Origin of the sequence: Streptomyces sp. NPDC048192 (assembly GCF_043202415.1) — a bacterium.
Classification (GTDB): domain Bacteria; phylum Actinomycetota; class Actinomycetes; order Streptomycetales; family Streptomycetaceae; genus Streptomyces.
In genome coordinates, this window is record NZ_JBIDAL010000005.1 from 336,019 (window position 1) to 352,659 (window position 16,641).

A 16,641-nucleotide genomic window follows, 5' to 3' on the forward strand; every position below is an offset into this window, starting at 1 on the left:
GGCGCCGCGGGGGTGAACAGCTCGACCGGCGCCGTCTGGGTCCTTCCGGGCGGTCCCGGCGGTCCCACCGCCAAGGGCAGCCGCCTGATCACGGCCCCGTCCGTCGGCCTCTCCCAGAAGGAGAGCACCGCCCTCGGCGGCAACGGCCTGCTCGGGGTCATCTGAACAGCGGCCCGGGCAATTCGTGCACGCACCGGTCGGCGGCCTCGTCGATGGTGCGCTTCACCAGCTGCCGCACGTCCCCGTCAGCACGTCCGCGCCGACTTCCGTGGCAAGCGACGTCAGGCCTCCGGGGTCGCTGCCACTTTGGGCTTGCCCCGGCCCACCTGGGTGCGGACCGCGCCGATGCTTGCCGCTATGACCAGGGTGATGGCGGCGGCCTCGGTCAGGGAGAGGGACTGGCCGAGGATCAGGAAGCCGGCGGTGGCGGCGATGGCCGGCTCCAGGCTCATCAGGATCGCGAACGTGGAGGCGGGCAGGCGGCGCAGGGCGAGGAGTTCGAGGGTGTAGGGCAGGACCGAGGAGAGCAAGGCCACCGCCGAGCCGAGGGCGACGGTGGTGGGGTTCAGGAGGCGGGCGCCCGCCGAGGTGATGCCCAGGGGGAGGAAGAGAAGGGCGGCCACCGCCATCGCCAGGGCCAGGCCGTCCGCCTGGGGGAAGCGGCGGCCCGTACGGGCGCTGAAGAGGATATAGAGCGCCCACATGGCGCCGGCGCCCAGGGCGAATCCGACACCTGTGGGGTCGAGGTCGCTGAAGCCTCCGCCGCTCAGCAGGAAGACACCGAACAGGGCCAGGGCCGCCCACAGCGCGTTGATCGCGCGGCGGGAGGTGAGGACCGACAGGGTCAGCGGGCCCAGGACCTCCAGGGTGACCGCAGGGCCGAGCGGGATGCGGGCGACCGCCTCGTAGAAGAGGCCGTTCATCGCGCCCATGGCGACGCCGAACGCGATCACCGTGCCCCAGTCGGTGCGCGAGTGGCCGCGCAGCCGGGGGCGGCACACCACCAGCAGGACCGCCGCCGCCGCGAGCAGGCGCAGGGCGACGACGCCCAGGGCGCCGGCCCTCGGCATCAGGGTCACCGCGAGCGCGCCGCCGAACTGGACCGAGATGCCGCCGGCCAGGACGAGACCGACGGGGCCGAACGAGCCGAAGCGGCGCGGCCCTTGGACGGGGGTGACCGGAGTCGGCGTGGCGGTGCTGGGGGTGGCGGTCACGGGCGGTCCTGTGCTTGATCGGGTTCGTTCATCTCGATGTACTGCCGGGTCCAGGGTAATGGACTTCGACAGGTGCGTGAACCCTCCTAGGAACTGTCCCGGATGCTGGGACCCTGCACGCCGGATGCTGGGCGGCCGGCCCGGTGCGGGGTCAGATACCCGGCCAGGCGCCCGGCCGGATCTCCTCGCCGCGCAGTTCGTCGCCCAGCTCGTCGCGGAAGAGGGGGCGGCCGTCGGGGAGCGTGGTGGGGACGGGTCCGGCTGCTGGGGAAGGGTACGGGGTGTGGTCGTACTGCTGGTGGTACACGGGCGCGTAGCCGTACGCCGGCGCTTGCTCGTACTCCGGCGTCTGTCCGTACGCCGGCTCCTCCCACAGCGGCATGCGCAGTTCGCCGGTGTCCGTCACCGCGTTGTTCTGTGAGCGGTGCAGCCGGGCATAGGCCCCGCCGCGGGCGAGGAGCTCGTCGTGGCGGCCGGTCTCCACGATGCGGCCCCGGTCGACGACGAGGATGCGGTCGGCGTCGGGAGCGAGGTTGAGGTCGTGGGTGATCATGATCGTCGTACGGCCGGTCATCAGGCGGCGCAGGGGTTTCACGACGCGGCGGGAGGCCATCGCGTCCAGGCCCGTCGTCGGCTCGTCCAGGACCAGGACGGGCGCGTCGCGCAGGATGGCGCGGGCGATGGCCAGACGCTGGAGCTGGCCGCCGGACAGGCGGGCCGAGTTGGGGTCGACCCGGGTGTCGTAGCCGTCGGGGAGCCGGACGATGAAGTCGTGCGCGTCGGCCGCCCGCGCCGCCTCCTCGATGGCGTGGTCGCTGGCGCCGGGCCGGCCGCAGGCGATGTTGGCGCGGACCGTGTCGTGCAGGACGAGGGTCTCCTGCGGGAGCAGGGTGACGTACTCGCGCAGGCGGGCCAGCGGGAAGTCCCGCAGGGGCACGTCGTCGAGGAGGATCTCGCCGGCGTCCGGGTCGTAGAAGCGGAGCAGGAGCTTGGAGACCGTGGACTTGCCGGCGCCGCTGGGGCCGGTGACGATCACCAGCTCGCCGGGGCTGACGGTGAAGGAGAGGTCGTCGAGGGCGGTGCCGTCGGCGCCGGGGTAGCGGAAGGTGACGTTCCTGACCTCGACGGTGCCGTCGGGGCGGCCGGTGTCCGCGGGCCGGCGCGGGTCGGCGACCGAGGGGCGGACGTCCAGGATCTCGATGAGCCGCTCGGCGCCGGCCGTGGCGGCGGTGACGGTGAGGCCGAGCTGGGCCAGGCCGCGCACCGGCGGATAGAGGTAGCCGAGGAAGGCGGAGAAGGCGAGGAGCCGGCCGAGGGTCATCCGGCCGGTGGAGATCTCCCAGGCGCCGATGCCGATCACGGCGAGCACGCACACCGTCTCGATGATCTGGACGAGCTGCTCGTACGCCTCGTTCAGGCGGGTGGAGCGGACCGAGGCGCGGAACCAGGCACCGGCCTCCTCGCGCAGCCGGCGCCGCTCGGCGTCCCGGCGGCCGTAGGCCTGGGTGAGCACGATGTTGCCGAGGGACTCCTCCACCACCGAGGTGATCGCGCCGTCGGCGACCCGGCCCGCGCGGGAGACCTCCTTGATGGCACCGGAGAAGCGGCGCGCGGCCAGCCAGAACAGGGGCGCGAGGACGAAGGTGGCCGCGGCCAGGTCCCAGCGCAGCCAGAACGCGGCGGCCGCGTAGAACAGGGCGGAGAACGCCGCCGAGGCGGCGCCGACCAGGCCGGACACCACCATCGTCTCGATCGCCTCGACGTCGCTGGTCAGCCGGGAGAGCAGATCGCCCTGGCGGTGGCGCTGGAAGAAGTGCGGCGGCAGCTGCTGGACGTGGTCGAAGACGTGCTCGCGCAACCGCATCACGAAGCGTTCGGTCACCCAGGCGGCGAGGGAGTTCCCCGCGTAGGCGACGACGGCGCCGGCCACGGCGACGGCGAGCCACTTGCCCGCCGGGCTCCAGAACGCGGCCGGTGAGCCCTGCTCCAGGGCGTGGTCGGTGAGGTCGCCGAACAGCAGGATGGCCTCGGTCTCGGCGAGCGCGGCGAGGACCGTGCACAGCCACACGGCCAGCAACCACTTTCTGAGGCCCTTGGTCAGCGGCCAGAAACGGCGGAACGCCGTCCGGGCGGGAATGGTGGGGGTCTCGTCGTTCTCGTCGTTCTCGATGGTCTCGTATTCGTCCGCGTCCGCGTACTCGTCGCGCGCTGCGCTCATTGCATTTCCGTTCTTCTTTTTCGGATCACCATCCAGCGGGAAAAACGAAGAGGGGCCGACGGTGCACCATCGGCCCCTCTTTCACTTCACCGCCCGCTCAGCCGGTTCAGTGGTCCTGGCCGGGCAGCGGCTTGGGCAGCGGCTTCCGCTCGTGCTTCTTCTTGGGCTTCGGCGGGGGCGGGGGCGGGAGCTGCTTCTTCGGCTTCGGGGGCAGCGGGGCGAGCTTCTTCAGGCTCATTTCCGTCTCCTGGTGTCGCGCTGTACGTGTGTGGTGCGGAATTCCGCGTCCGGAACCCGACACCGAAGAACGTACACGCCGCCCGACCGCCTCGACGGCAAAATCGGCAAAAGTCCGCTGTGAATACCCTGGGAAATGCTGGGTGTTTCTTTGAGAAGCTGAGAGCTGCCTCAGCGGTGGGCCATGTAGAAGTCAAGCGCCTTGTGCAACAGGCGGTTCAGCGGGAAGTCCCACTCCCCCACGTACTCCACGGCCTCGCCGCCCGCGCCGACCTTGAAGCGGAGCAGGCCGAGGAGGTGGTCGGACTCCTCCAGGGTGTCGGTGATGCCGCGGAAGTCGTAGACGTGCGCGCCGAGTTCGTGGGCGTCGCACATCATCCGCCACTGCATCGCGTTGTTGGGCTGCACCTCGCGCTTGCGTGCGGTGGAGGCGCCGTAGGAGTACCAGACGTGCCCGCCGACGACCAGCATCGTGGCCGCGGCGAGGAGGTCGCCGTCGTGGTGGGCGAGGTACAGCCGCATCCGGTCGGGGTCCTCGGCGGTGAGCGCGGTCCACATGCGCTGGAAGTACGGCAGCGGGCGCGCGATGAACCGGTCCCGGCGGGCGGTCTCGGTGTACAGCTCGTAGAAGGCCGGCAGGTCCTCGTAGCCGCCCCGGACGACCTTGACGCCCGCCTTCTCGGCCTTCTTGATGTTGCGCCGCCACTGCTGGTTGAGCCCGCGGTGGATGTCCTCCAACGACCGTCCGGCGAACGGCACCTGGCAGACGTACCGGGGCTGGCCGGCGGCGAAGCCCTCCTCGCCGCCCGGCTCGGACCGCCGCCAGCCCATCCGGCGCAGCCGGCCGGCCAGGTCCTCGGCGCGCTGCTCGGAAGAGGTCGGCGGCACGTCCCGCAGCCGGTGCGCGCCGGGGTCGGTGATCGCGGCCTTGACCGCCTCGGGACTCCAGCGCCGGGCCACCACGGGCGGGCCCATCTTCACCGAGAACGCGCCCAGCCCCTTGAGGTGCGCGAGCATCGGCTCGAGCCAGCGCTCGAGATCGGGCGCGTCCCAGTCGATGACCGGCCCCTCCGGGAGATAGGCCAGGTACCGCCTGAGCTTCGGCAGCGGCCGCAGCAGCACCAGTCCGGCCCCGACGAGCCGTCCGTCGCCCTCGAACCAGCCGAGGCTCTCCGCCCGCCAGTCCTGCTTCACCTCCCCCCACGACGGCACCTGCATATGGCTGACGGAGGGACGGCCCGCCACGAAGGCGAGGTGCTCGGCGCGGGTGAGGGGACGGAGGGTGAGGGACATGGGCACTCCTGGGAGATCACAAGATGGCGGTTCCGCTCACCGTACGAAGCACCCCGGCCGTCCCCCGGTTCCCAGACCGCCGGCGCCCTCGGCCGATGCACACGGCTCAGCCCTACGGCCCTGTGCGACGCCTCGGCCGCCGGCTCTCCGCCGCCCGCCGTGCGAAGCCCGGCGCTCGGCCCGCGGCGGGCGTGCGGGCGGAGCGCCGCAGCTGGTCGGCACGGGCGAGCCCGCCCGTGGTGGCCCGGCGCCTGCACGGCATGCCGCTCCCGCGCAGGCAGCCGCGAGGCCCCGCCCCGCTGTCACTGCGCACCCCCGCTCCGCCTGTCCAGCGCCTCCGCCAGCACTTCCGCCAGGTGCCGGCCCCGCACTCCGGCCAGTTGCTCCAGCTGGGTGCGGCAGGAGTAGCCGTCGGCCAGGATCACCGTCTGCGCGGACGCCTCGCGGACCGATGGCAGGAGCTGTTCCTCCGCGCAGGCCTTCGACACCTCGAAGTGGCCTTTCTCGAAGCCGAAGTTGCCCGCCAGGCCGCAGCAGCCCCCGCTCAGCTCGCCGGTGAGGCCGGCGGCCTCGCGCAGCCGGCGGTCGGGGGTGTCGCCGAGCACCGCGTGCTGGTGGCAGTGGGTCTGGCCGGCGACCGGGCGGTCCACGGCGGGCGGTCTCCAGTGCGGGGCGTGCCGCTCCAGGGCCTCGGCGAAGGTGACGACGGCCGCGGAGAGGCGGGCGGCGCGCGGGTCGTCGTGGAGCAGTTCCGGCAGGTCGGTGCGGAGGGCCGCCGCGCAGCTCGGTTCCAGGACGACGACCGGGGCCCCGGCCCGCAGCACCGGTTCCATCAGGTCGAGGGTGCGTCGCAGGACCGTGCGGGCGTGGTCGAGCTGGCCGGTGGAGACATAGGTGAGGCCGCAGCAGACCCGGGCCCGGCGGGCGGTGAGCAGGGCGAGGGCCGGCCTTCTCCGGCCGGCGCCGATGCCGCCGCCGCGCACCAGCAGCGTCGGCGGCAGGGCCACCCGCAGCCCGGCGTCCTGGAGCACCCGCACGGCGGCCCGCCCGACGGACGGCGACAGATGCTCGGTGAAGGTGTCCGGCCACAGCACCACCAGGGTGCCGCCGCCGTCCCCGGCGGGCTCGCGGCGGCGCCACCACCCGGTGAACGTCCGTGGCGCCAGCCGGGGAATGCGCCGCTCCCCCGCGATTCCGCCCAGGCGTTTGCCGGCGGCGGCCAACGGGGCGATGGATGCCAGGGCGTTGAGCAGCGGGGCCGTGCGGGTGGCGGCCACCCAGCGCAGCCACTGCGGCAGGCGGCCCATGCTGAGGTGGGCGGCGGGGCGGCGGCGGCCGGCGTAGTGGTGGTGCAGGAACTCCGCCTTGTAGGTGGCCATGTCGACGCCGACCGGGCAGTCGGAGCGGCAGCCCTTGCAGGACAGGCACAGGTCGAGGGCGTCGCGCACCTCGGTCGAGCGCCAGCCGCCGGTGACCGGGTCGCCGGCCAGCATCTCGTGCAGCAGCCGGGCCCGGCCGCGTGTGGAGTGCTCCTCCGCGCCGGTGGCCCGGAAGGAGGGGCACATCACGGCCGGGCCGGACACGGTCGTCGTACGGCACTTGGCGACGCCGACGCAGCGGCGGACGGCGGCGCGGAAGTCGCCGCCGTCGGCCGGGTAGCCGAAGGCCACGTCCACCGGCTCGCGGGGCAGCACCGAGAAGCGGAGGTTCTCGTCCAGCCGGGCCGGGCGGACCAGCATCCCGGGGTTCAGCAGGTCGTCCGGGTCCCAGAGCGCCTTGGCCCGCTCGAAGAGGGACACCAGCTCCGCGCCGTACATCCGCGGCAGCAGTTCGGCGCGGGCCTGGCCGTCGCCGTGCTCCCCGGACAGGGAGCCGCCGTGCGCCACCACCAGGTCGGCCAGTTCCTCGGAGAAGCGGCGGAAGCGGCCGACGCCCGCCTCGGTGAGCAGGTCGAAGTCGATCCTGACGTGGATGCAGCCGTCGCCGAAGTGGCCGTAGGGCGTGCCGCGCAGGCCGTGCGCCGACAGCAGGGCGCGGAAGTCCCGCAGATAGGCGCCGAGCCGGGCGGGCGGCACCGCGCAGTCCTCCCAGCCGGGCCAGGCCTCCGTGCCGTCCGGCATCCGGGTGGCCGTGCCGCTCGCGTCCTCGCGGATGCGCCACAGGGCGCGCTGGGCGGCCGGGTCCGTCACCACCAGGGAGTCGACCACGTCGGCCGCGCGGACGATCGCCTCCGCACGCGCGCGTGCCTCGGCCGCCGACTCCCCGCCGGTCTCCACGAACAGCCAGGCGCCGCCTCTGGGCAGCCCGGCCGGCGAGCGCACCAGGTCGGCGGCCATGCCCTCGACGGTCAGCGGGCCGTGGGCGAGCAGGCCGGCCGCGGCCTCGGCGGCGGCGCTCTCCTCGCCGTACCCCAGCACGGCCAGGGCACGCGCGCGGGGGGCCGGGACCAGCCGTACGACCGCCTCGGTGAGGAGGGCGAGGGTGCCCTCGGAGCCGCAGAAGGAGCGGGCGACGTCGGCGCCCTTCTCGGGCAGCAGCGCGTCCAGTGCGTACCCGGAGATGCGGCGGGGCAGGTCCGGGAAGCCGGTGCGCAGCCGGGCAAGCGCGCCCTCGGCCAGGTCGCGCAGCCCGTCCGGCGCCCCCGCCCAGTCCCGGCCGAGCCGCAGCCGGGCGCCCCGGGCGGTCACCACCGACAGCTCGCGCACGCTGTCGGCGGTGGTGCCCCAGGCCACCGAGTGCGCGCCGCAGGAGTTGTTGCCGATCATGCCGCCGAGCGTGCACCGGCTGTGCGTGGACGGGTCGGGGCCGAAGCGCAGGCCGTGCGGGGCGGCGGCCTCCTGGAGCCGGTCGAGGACCAGACCCGGCTGGACGACGGCCGTACGGGTGGTGGGATCCAGCTCCAGCAGGCCGCTCATGTGGCGGGTGAAGTCGAGCACCACGCCCGTGCCGGTGGCCTGCCCGGCGATCGACGTGCCCCCGCCGCGCGCCACCACGGGCACCCCGCGCGCCCGGCAGACCTCCAGCACCGCGGCCACGTCGTCGGCGTCTGCCGGCGCGACCACGCCGAGCGGGACGCGCCGGTAGTTGGACGCGTCCATGGTGACCAGCGCCCGGGAGGCGGCGTCGAAACCCACCTCGCCCCGGACGGCGCCGCGCAGCTCCGCTTCGAGACCCGAGTGATCCGTCATGCGTCCCAGGATGCATCCGCTCACGGACAGTCACCGAGAGTTTTCCACAGCCTCGCACATATCGTCGTACGAATTCACGAGTCCGGCGCCCGGTGATCTCGTCTCATCGGACGGACACGGTTCCGCCCGGTTTCGCCCACCGGATACCCTCCGAGTCGTGGCCGACATCCAGATTCCCGCTGACATCAAGCCCGCCGACGGACGTTTCGGCGCGGGCCCCTCCAAGGTGCGCACCGAGGCGCTCGACGCCCTCGCCGCGACCGGAAGCTCCCTGCTCGGCACCTCCCACCGCCAGGCGCCCGTCAAGAACCTGGTCGGCAAGGTCCGCGAGGGGATCTCCGAACTGTTCTCCCTGCCCGAGGGCTACGAGGTGATCCTCGGCAACGGCGGCTCGACCGCCTTCTGGGACATCGCCACCCACGGCCTGATCGAGAACAAGTCCCAGCACCTCAGCTTCGGCGAGTTCTCCTCCAAGTTCGCCAAGGCCGCCAAGCTCGCCCCGTGGCTGGCCGAGCCCACCGTGATCTCCGCCGACCCCGGCACCCACCCGGAGGCGCGGGCCGAGGCGGGCGCCGACGTCTACGCCTTCACCCACAACGAGACCTCCACCGGTGTCGCCATGCCGATCAAGCGCGTGGCCGGCGCCGACGAGGGTGCGCTCGTCCTCGTGGACGCCACCTCGGGCGCGGGCGGCCTCCCGGTCGACGTCGCCGAGACCGACGTCTACTACTTCGCGCCCCAGAAGTCGTTCGCCTCCGACGGCGGCCTGTGGATCGGCGTGTTCTCCCCGGCCGCGATCGAGCGCGCCGAGCGGATCCACGCCTCCGGCCGGCACGTCCCGGAGTTCTTCAGCCTGCCCACGGCGATCGACAACTCCCGCAAGAACCAGACGTACAACACCCCGGCCCTCGCCACCCTCTTCCTGCTCGAGCAGCAGCTGGAGTGGCTCAACGGCCAGGGCGGTCTCGCCTGGTCCACGGCCCGCACCAAGGACTCCTCGACCCGCCTGTACTCCTGGGCGGAGGAGTCCAAGTACGCCACCCCGTTCGTCGCCGACCCGGCCAAGCGCTCGCAGGTCATCGGCACGATCGACTTCTCCGACGAGATCGACGCGGCCGCCGTCGCCAAGGTGCTGCGCGCCAACGGCATCGTGGACACCGAGCCGTACCGCAAGCTCGGCCGCAACCAGCTGCGCATCGCGATGTTCCCGGCGATCGACCCGGCGGACGTCGAGGCGCTGACGAAGTGCGTCGACTACGTGATCGAGCGACTCTGACCTCCCGGCGCGTACGACGCTGAAGGGCGCCCGGTGATTCGTCACCGGGCGCCCTTCTCTTCATGGTGCGCAGTGCCGTGCGAAGTGCCGTACGCGGTGCCGGCCGTGGCCCGCACCCCGCGCGGTCCTCACGCGGCCGCGCACGTGAGCGTCGGCGTCGCAGCGCCGCCCGGCGCCGCCGAGAAGCCGAAGCTTGTCGAGGCGCCCGCGGCCAGGCTGCCGTTGTACGCGGCGTTCGTCGCGGTCACGGTCGAACCGCTCTGCGTGTACGAGGCGTTCCACAGGGAGGTGACCTTCTGCCCGCCGCTGAACGTCCAGGTGACCTTCCAGGACGACAGCGCGGTGGTCCCGGTGTTCTTCACGGTCACGTCCGCGTTGAACCCGCTGCCCCAGTCACTGCTGACGGAGTAGGTCGCGGTGCAGGCCGCAGAGGTGCCCCCGCCGCCTCCACCGCCGCCACCGCCGCCACCGCCGCCGGACCCGCCGCTGCTCGCGAAGAGCGGCGCCTTGATGCCGGCCAGGTAGCCGTCCTTGACGGTGTCCACGGTCTGCCAGTCGTCCTTCAGGATCCCGCCCGTGTCACCGGAGTCGGGGTTCCACGACCAGAAGGTCCACGGGAAGGAGTCGGCGCCGTACGTCGACGTGGGCCGCAGGTAACTCACCAGCGCCGCCAGCCACTTCTGGTCCACCGTCGACTGCAGGGTCGTACCGAACTCGCCGACCCACACCGGGGCGATGTTCTGCTTGAACAGGTAGCCCCAGTACTTGTCCCAGATGCCGGGCATGTTGTCCGGGAAGGACGGGTCGCTGAACCAGCTCTGCTGGGCCACGCTGGTGGCGTAGTCGTGGGCGGAGTAGACGACCCGGTTCGCCACGTCGAGCCGCACCGGGTACTGCCCGGCCCCCATCAGGTTGCCGCCCCACCAGCCCGAGACGCCGTTGTAGGTCTGCACGCCCTCCACGAAGACGAGCAGGTCCGGGTTGACGGACAGGACCGCGTCGCCGGCCCGCTCGGCGGCCAGGCGCCAGTCGGTGGCCTGGTCGCCGCAGCCCCAGCAGGCCGGGTCGTGCGGCTCGTTGTGCAGGTCGATGCCGATGACCGTGTCCTGGCCCTTGTAGCGGGTCGCCAGCGCCTTCAGGTCGGCGATCCAGGTCGATTCGGGGACGGAGGAGGTGTACCAGAGCGCGGACTGCCCGCTGGAGTCGGGGCGGTGCCGGTCCAGGATCACCTTCAGCCCGTCCTGCCCGGCGTACGCCACGATCTTGTCCATGACCTGCAGCGAGGTCAGGCCCTGGAGGTCGGCGTTCTTGCCGCTGGAGAAGTCGATGCTGGTCGGCATGGCGCCGGGCTTGAGGATGTCGTCGCTGTACGGCAGCCGGATCGTGTTGTAGCCCAGCGACTTCATCTGGTCGATCATGCTCTTGTAGTCGCGCGACCAGAGGCCGTGGACGACCTGGTTGCTCGTCTCGAAGCCGAACCAGTTGACCCCGGCGATGCGCACCGGCTGCCCGGCCGCGTCCAGGATCTGCCGGCCGCTGGTGTGCCAGTAACCGGCGCCGGGAGCCTCGGCCGTGGCCGTGACGTGCGCCCCGGCGGTCGCCGCGTGGACGGTCTGTGCCCCGGCAAGGGGCAGGAGGAGCGCGGCGGCGGCTGCACACAGCGCTCTTCGCAGGCTGCGGAACATGTGCCTTGTCCTCTCGGGAGGCGCGGCTCGGACTGAGGGTATGGGAGCGCTCCCATTCGCCGCGCATCCCCCAGGAAACGCGAGCGCCATGCTCACGTCAAGGCACTCGACGCGCATCCGTCGCGAGCGCACGGACCCGGCAGCGGCGCCCGGCCCCGCCGGCCGGGGCGCGTTCCGGCCACGCCGGCGAGGCGACGCCGCGCCCGCGACCGGCGGACGCCGGCGCTCAGCCCCGCCGACGCAGCCGGCTGAACCCCAGGAGGGCGGCGATGCCGGCCACGACCACGACGGCCCCGACCTTCAGGCTCCCGCCGCCGACGCCGGCGTCCCCGCCACCGCGGCCGGAACTCGCGGCGGCGGACGGCGACTTGACGGAACCGCCGCCCGGCGCGTCCTTCGCCACCACCTCGCTGCCCGCGCCCTCGCTGCTGTACAGCAGCTTGGTCCCGTCGGCGGAGTAGGTGACGCCCTCGCCCTGTCCTTGGAGGGGCACGTCCAGCCGGCCCTCGCGCTTGATACGGCCGCCGTTCCAGTCGTAGAGGATCCCGCCGAAGTAACCGCGCACCGCCAACTGCCGTCCGTCGGGGGAGAACGCCGCGTCCGTCGCCCACAGGTCGACGGGGGCGATCGGCCTGAAGACGTTCGTGCCGGACGGGGAGAGGGTGGCCGGGCCCTCGTAGAGGTGCCCGCCGTCCTCCTTCTTGTCGATGATGTAGACCCGCCCGGTCTTCGGGTGGACCACCAGCGACTCGGCGTCGCGCGGCCCGTCGGAGTACTTCACGACGTACTGCGTGGCGGTGACCGTCTGGTCCCGCAGCTGCTTGGGCTCGGGCAGCCGGTAGATCCACACGTACGGCCACGTGCCGCCCAGGTTGTCGCCGATGTCGCCGAGGTAGATCTCGTCGTGCGGTCCGATGGAGATGGCCTCGACGTCGCGCGGGGCGCCGATGCCGCGCAGGGTGATCCGGGCGACGGTCTTCCCGGTCCGGCTGTCCACGGCGTAGATGTACGGCCCGTGGCCGCTGTCGTTGTGCGTCCAGTAGACGCCGGGGTGGAGGCGGGAGGCGGCGAGCCCGCTGGACTCGCTGATGCTGGGGTCCTTGAAGGTGAACCCCTGGTCGCCGTCCCCGTCGGCGGCGGATGCGGGCAGCGCGCAGGCGCCGGCGAGCAGCAACCCGGCGAGGACGGCGGACGATCGGCGCATGCGCCAAGCCTGCCACTGCCCGCGGGCGTTCACCCCGCGGGCCCCTGCCGGGGCCGCCGGACGTGGTGGGCCTCACACCCCACCGGCACGGAAGATCGTTCATCATGAGCGGATGCTCAGGTTCATGCCCGTAGGTGACTCCATGACGATCGGGAGCGCGGGCGAACACACATGGCGTTACCGGCTGTGGCGGCACCTGCGCGAGACGTACGGCGGCCCGTTCACCTTCGTCGGCCCGCGCGAGGAGCTGTACGACAAGGCCGCCGAGGCGCCGGTGTCGTACGACTACGCCGACCCCGGCTTCCCCCGCCGCCACCTGGCCGGCTGGGGCGAGGGCTGGGTGCACATGACCCCGCTGATCGGCGAGGCGGTGCGGCGGCACCGGGCGGACGTGCTGCTGGTCTCCCTCGGCCTCATCGACCTGGGCTTCTACACCAACGCCGAGCAGACGGCGCAGAACGTGCGGGCCTTCATAGCGAGCGCGCGCGAGGCCGATCCGGGCATCCGCATGGTGCTGCTGCCGGTGATCCCGAACATCCGGGCCCAGGTGGACGAGCCGTTCGCCGCGCAGGTGGACCAGTTCAACGACCTGCTGGCGAAGTGCGCGGCCGACCTGGACGAGCACCGGTCCCCGATCCTGCTCGCCCCGCGCCCCGAGGGCTACGACATCCACGCCGACACCTACGACGGCACGCACCCCAACGCGAGCGGCGAGCACCGGATCGCGGCGGCGTTCGCGTGGGCGATGCGGGAGGCGTGGGGGATCGGACAGGCGTACGCGACCGGAACAAGCTGACCGAATTCCGGCGTATCGCGGTCACCGTGCGTATCGTTGCACCGCGCGGCTGCACTCGTCCGTTGGGGCAGCCGGGGAGGAGCGCCACGATGACCGTCCTCGAAGACAGGATCGAGATGGCCGAGGAGAGCGGCGAGCCGACTCTGGACGACCTGTTCGAGTCGCTCGAGCGGACCACCCCCGAGGGATACAAGGTCGACATCGTCGAGGGGGCCATCTTCATGGCGCCGCAGCGGGACACCCACTGGGAGATCATCCTGGACATCGTTGAGCAGTTGCGCACCAAGTACCCGCGCAGGCGCGTCAAGTCGGACGTCCGGATCGACTACCCCGGCCACCTCAACGGCTTCTGCTCCGACGTCACGCTCGTGGCCGAAGACGCCGAGAAGACGCCCGGGGGCCTGTGGCGCTGCGAGGACGTCGAGTTCGTCGCGGAGGTCATCTCCAAGGGCACGGGACACAACGACTACGGCCCCAAGAAGACGGCCTACGCCACCGCCGAGGTCCCGGTCTACCTCGTCGCCGACCCCTACCAGGGCAAGTGCCACCTCTACACCCAGCCGAAGGACGGCGACTACGTCAGCGAACTGACGGTCCTGTTCGGAGCGGACGTCGACATGACCACCACCGACCTGGGCCTCACGCTGAAGACCGACGAGTTCCTCCGCGACTGACGGGCCGGATGCCAGGATGCGGCCCATGACCTACGGCTGCATCGCCTCCATGAAGACCGTCCCCGGCTCCCGCGACGAGGTCGTCGCCATCCTCCTCGGCGCCGCCGAAGGCCTCCGCGCGGCCGGGTGCGACGCGTACATCGTGGGGCTCGCCGACGATGACGACGTGACGATCTGGGTGACCGAGGTCTGGCGGAGCAAGGAGCACCACGACGCCTCGCTGGAGCTGCCCGAGGCGCGGGCGGCGATCGGGACGGCCATGCCCCTGCTCACGGGCGAGTTCACCAAGCGGGAACTGACGGTCGCGGGCGGCCTCGGCCTCTGAGCCGCCACGCCTGCCGCCGAAAGCCCTTGCTTAGAGCGCACTTCAAGCCGTTGGCTAGAGGACCATGAAGTACACGCAGCTTGGACGCACGGGACTCAAGGTCAGTCGGCTCGTCCTCGGGACGATGAACTTCGGGCCGCAGACGGACGAGGCCGACAGCCACGCCATCATGGACGCCGCCCTCGACGCGGGCATCAACTTCTTCGACACCGCCAACGTGTACGGCTGGGGGGAGAACAAGGGGCGGACCGAGAGCATCATCGGCAACTGGTTCGCCAAGGGCGGCGAGCGCCGCGACAAGGTCGTCCTCGCCACCAAGGTCTACGGCAACATGGGCGCCGACGGGCAGCCGGCCTGGCCCAACCACGACAAGCTCTCCGCGCTGAACATCCGGCGCGCGGTGGACGCCAGCCTCAAGCGGCTGCAGACCGACTACATCGACCTCTACCAGTTCCACCACATCGACCGGGACACCCCGTTCGAGGAGATCTGGCAGGCCATCGACACCCTGGTCCAGCAGGGCAAGATCCTCTACGTCGGCTCCTCCAACTTCCCCGGCTACAAGATCGCCCAGGCCAACGAGGTCGCCGCCCGCCGCGGCGGCACCATCGGCCTGGTCAGCGAGCAGTGCCTGTACAACCTCGCCGAGCGGCGCGCCGAGATGGAGGTCATCCCGGCCGCGCAGGACTACGGCCTCGGGGTCATCCCGTGGTCGCCGCTGCACGGCGGTCTGCTCGGCGGCGTGATCAAGAAGGAGGTCCAGGGCGGCCGCCGTGCCTCCGGCCGGGCCGCGGACACCCTGAAGGACCCGGCTTCCCGCGCCCAGATCCAGGCGTACGAGGACCTGGTCGACAAGCACGGCCTGGAGCCCGGCGAGGTGGCCCTGGCCTGGCTGCTGACCCGGCCGGGCGTGACCGGTCCCATCGTCGGCCCGCGTACGGCCGAGCAGCTTCGGTCCGCGATCAGGGCGTCCGAGCTGGAGCTGAGCGAGGAGCTGCTGGCCGGCCTGGACGAGGTGTTCCCGGGCCCGGGCCCGTCCCCGGAGGCCTTCGCCTGGTAGTTCCGGTGGGGCAGGCGCGGGGCCGCATCCGGCATGCGGCCCCGCCGCGGGGCGCGGCCGGCCGCCCACTCCGGCCAGGCCCTACCTGACCGCCGCAGCCACGGCTACCACAACGAACATCAGAACAAGTACACCGGCCATGATCCGGTTCCGGGTTTTCGGGTCCACGCCATCGAGCCTAACCGGCCCCGCCCAGGGACCAGCGGGCGACCGCCTCGTAGCGCGGCTGCTCCCCCGCCACCCCCGAGCGCGGCAGATTGCTCCGCACCAGCACCAGCTCGTCCACCGTCCAGGTCCTGCTGGTGAACTCGCGGAGCAGGTCGACATGCGGCCGTACGTCCACCGAGTCCCGGCCCCGCGCCACCGTCAGGTGCGCCTTGTACCGGCGGTGCTCCCCCATCGGCACGCCCGCCTTCCGCGCCGCCGACTCCGCCCGGTCGGCCAGCAGCCGCAGCGCCTCCACCTCGCCGTGGGCGCCGGTCCACAGGGCCTTGCCGCGCCCGAACTGGCCGCCGCCGGAGAGGGCCAGGGCGAAGGGCGCCGTACGGCGGGCCGCCCGGGCCAGGCGGTCCGACAGGTCCGGCACGAGGCCGTCGGCGACCTCGCCGTAGAAGGCGAGGGTGAAGTGCCAGCCCGGCCGGTGGGTCCAGCGCAGCCGCTCCGCGCCGGGCAGCGTCTGCAACCTGGCGACCTCGGCGGCGAGTTCACGGACGACGGACTCCGGAGGGAGCACCGCGGCGAAGAGTCTCATGGGGCCAGTGTCCCTCCGGGCACGCGCACGCCCGAGCGTGCCTCGTCGCTATGCGTATCGTTGTCCTGCGCGCCTGCACACGTCCGTGAGCAGCCGGGGAGGAGCGCCGCCATGACCGTCCTGGAAGACAGGATCGCGATGGCCGAAGTCAGTGGCGACCTTACGCTCGACATGTTGTTCGAGTGGCTGGAGAAGATGCCCGTCCCCGAGGGATACAAGGTCGAGATCGTCGGGGGGCACATCTTCATGTCACCGCAGCGGCAGAGTCGCTGGGAGATCATCGCGGCCGTCTACGACCAGTTGCGCGTGAAGTACCCCCGCAGCCGGATCGCCTCGGATGTGCGCATCGACTTTCCTGGTCGTCTGAACGGCTTCGCGTGCGATCTGGCCGCGATGGCCGAGCAGGCGACGCCGGACGACAACGGCCGCTGGCGCCACCAGGACGTCGAGTTCGTCGCCGAAGTGATCTCCAAGGACACTTCAGCCAACGGCTACGGCCCCAAGAAGACGGCATACGCCCACGCCGAGGTTCCGGTGTACCTGATCGTGGATCCGTACACCGCTCAGTGGCATCTGCACACCCTGCCGAAGGACGGCGCGTACCACGCCGAGGTCAGCTTCGGTTTCGGCGATGACATCGACCTCACCGGCACCCCGGTGGGCCTGGTACTCAAGACCGACGAGTTCCCCCGCGACTGAGTCCAGGCCCCGCCGTCCGCC

The 16,641-nt window shown here is 72.1% G+C and carries 15 protein-coding genes; 7 read left to right on the top strand and 8 right to left on the bottom strand.

Going from position 1 to position 16,641, the window contains the following annotated elements:
* Positions 1-12: 12 nt before the first annotated feature.
* Positions 13-165, top strand: coding sequence for a hypothetical protein (locus ACGFZN_RS12320; RefSeq protein ID WP_393858389.1), 153 nt, complete (start codon positions 13-15; stop codon positions 163-165).
* 116 nt (positions 166-281) lie between these two features.
* On the opposite strand, the gene ACGFZN_RS12325 is transcribed toward ACGFZN_RS12320, so the two are convergent.
* From ACGFZN_RS12325 to ACGFZN_RS12345, 5 genes are all read right to left on the bottom strand, one after another.
* Positions 282-1,214 carry a DMT family transporter gene (locus ACGFZN_RS12325; RefSeq protein ID WP_393858390.1) on the bottom strand — a complete coding sequence of 311 codons (933 nt, stop codon included), beginning with the start codon at positions 1,212-1,214 and terminating at the stop codon, positions 282-284.
* 151 nt (positions 1,215-1,365) lie between these two features.
* A complete protein-coding gene (locus tag ACGFZN_RS12330; RefSeq protein ID WP_393858391.1) occupies positions 1,366-3,432 on the bottom strand; it encodes an ABC transporter ATP-binding protein in 2,067 nt (688 codons plus the stop codon).
* 106 nt (positions 3,433-3,538) lie between these two features.
* The gene (locus ACGFZN_RS12335; RefSeq protein WP_393858392.1) at positions 3,539-3,670 is read right to left on the bottom strand and encodes a hypothetical protein; all 132 of its coding nucleotides are present in this window, start codon (positions 3,668-3,670) and stop codon (positions 3,539-3,541) included.
* Between the two features lie 170 nt (positions 3,671-3,840).
* Complete coding sequence (locus tag ACGFZN_RS12340; RefSeq protein WP_393858393.1) at positions 3,841-4,962, bottom strand: lipid II:glycine glycyltransferase FemX; 1,122 nt, start codon at positions 4,960-4,962, stop codon at positions 3,841-3,843.
* Positions 4,963-5,264: 302 nt separating this feature from the next.
* The gene (locus tag ACGFZN_RS12345) at positions 5,265-8,150 is read right to left on the bottom strand and encodes an FAD-binding and (Fe-S)-binding domain-containing protein (RefSeq protein WP_393858394.1); all 2,886 of its coding nucleotides are present in this window, start codon (positions 8,148-8,150) and stop codon (positions 5,265-5,267) included.
* Between the two features lie 157 nt (positions 8,151-8,307).
* Here ACGFZN_RS12345 and serC point away from each other — a divergent pair, with 157 nt between their 5' ends.
* A complete protein-coding gene (gene serC / locus ACGFZN_RS12350) occupies positions 8,308-9,426 on the top strand; it encodes a phosphoserine transaminase (RefSeq protein WP_393858395.1) in 1,119 nt (372 codons plus the stop codon).
* 128 nt (positions 9,427-9,554) lie between these two features.
* Here the strand turns inward: serC and ACGFZN_RS12355 are convergent, their stop codons facing one another.
* The gene (locus ACGFZN_RS12355) at positions 9,555-11,111 is read right to left on the bottom strand and encodes a cellulase family glycosylhydrolase (RefSeq protein ID WP_393858396.1); all 1,557 of its coding nucleotides are present in this window, start codon (positions 11,109-11,111) and stop codon (positions 9,555-9,557) included.
* A 226-nt stretch (positions 11,112-11,337) separates the two neighbouring features.
* Positions 11,338-12,315, bottom strand: a complete 978-nt coding sequence (locus tag ACGFZN_RS12360; protein ID WP_393858397.1) for a WD40 repeat domain-containing protein — start codon at positions 12,313-12,315, stop codon at positions 11,338-11,340.
* 112 nt (positions 12,316-12,427) lie between these two features.
* On the opposite strand from ACGFZN_RS12360, the gene ACGFZN_RS12365 reads away from it, so the two are divergent.
* The 4 genes from ACGFZN_RS12365 (at position 12,428) to ACGFZN_RS12380 (ending at position 15,170) form a co-directional block, all read left to right on the top strand.
* Positions 12,428-13,111 (top strand): GDSL-type esterase/lipase family protein, encoded by a 684-nt coding sequence (locus ACGFZN_RS12365; protein ID WP_393858398.1) that lies wholly within the window; start codon positions 12,428-12,430, stop codon positions 13,109-13,111.
* An 89-nt stretch (positions 13,112-13,200) separates the two neighbouring features.
* Entirely contained in the window at positions 13,201-13,785 is a 585-nt protein-coding gene (locus ACGFZN_RS12370) for a Uma2 family endonuclease (RefSeq protein WP_393858399.1), read from the top strand.
* Between the two features lie 25 nt (positions 13,786-13,810).
* Positions 13,811-14,110, top strand: coding sequence for a putative quinol monooxygenase (locus ACGFZN_RS12375; RefSeq protein ID WP_393858400.1), 300 nt, complete (start codon positions 13,811-13,813; stop codon positions 14,108-14,110).
* A 64-nt stretch (positions 14,111-14,174) separates the two neighbouring features.
* Positions 14,175-15,170, top strand: a complete 996-nt coding sequence (locus ACGFZN_RS12380; protein ID WP_393858401.1) for an aldo/keto reductase — start codon at positions 14,175-14,177, stop codon at positions 15,168-15,170.
* 178 nt (positions 15,171-15,348) lie between these two features.
* On the opposite strand, the gene thpR is transcribed toward ACGFZN_RS12380, so the two are convergent.
* A complete protein-coding gene (gene thpR / locus ACGFZN_RS12385; protein WP_393858402.1) occupies positions 15,349-15,921 on the bottom strand; it encodes an RNA 2',3'-cyclic phosphodiesterase in 573 nt (190 codons plus the stop codon).
* Between the two features lie 111 nt (positions 15,922-16,032).
* Between thpR and ACGFZN_RS12390 the strand changes: the two genes are divergently transcribed.
* Positions 16,033-16,620: a Uma2 family endonuclease gene (locus tag ACGFZN_RS12390; RefSeq protein ID WP_393858403.1), complete on the top strand. Its 588-nt coding sequence runs from the start codon at positions 16,033-16,035 to the stop codon at positions 16,618-16,620.
* Positions 16,621-16,641 lie beyond the last annotated feature (21 nt).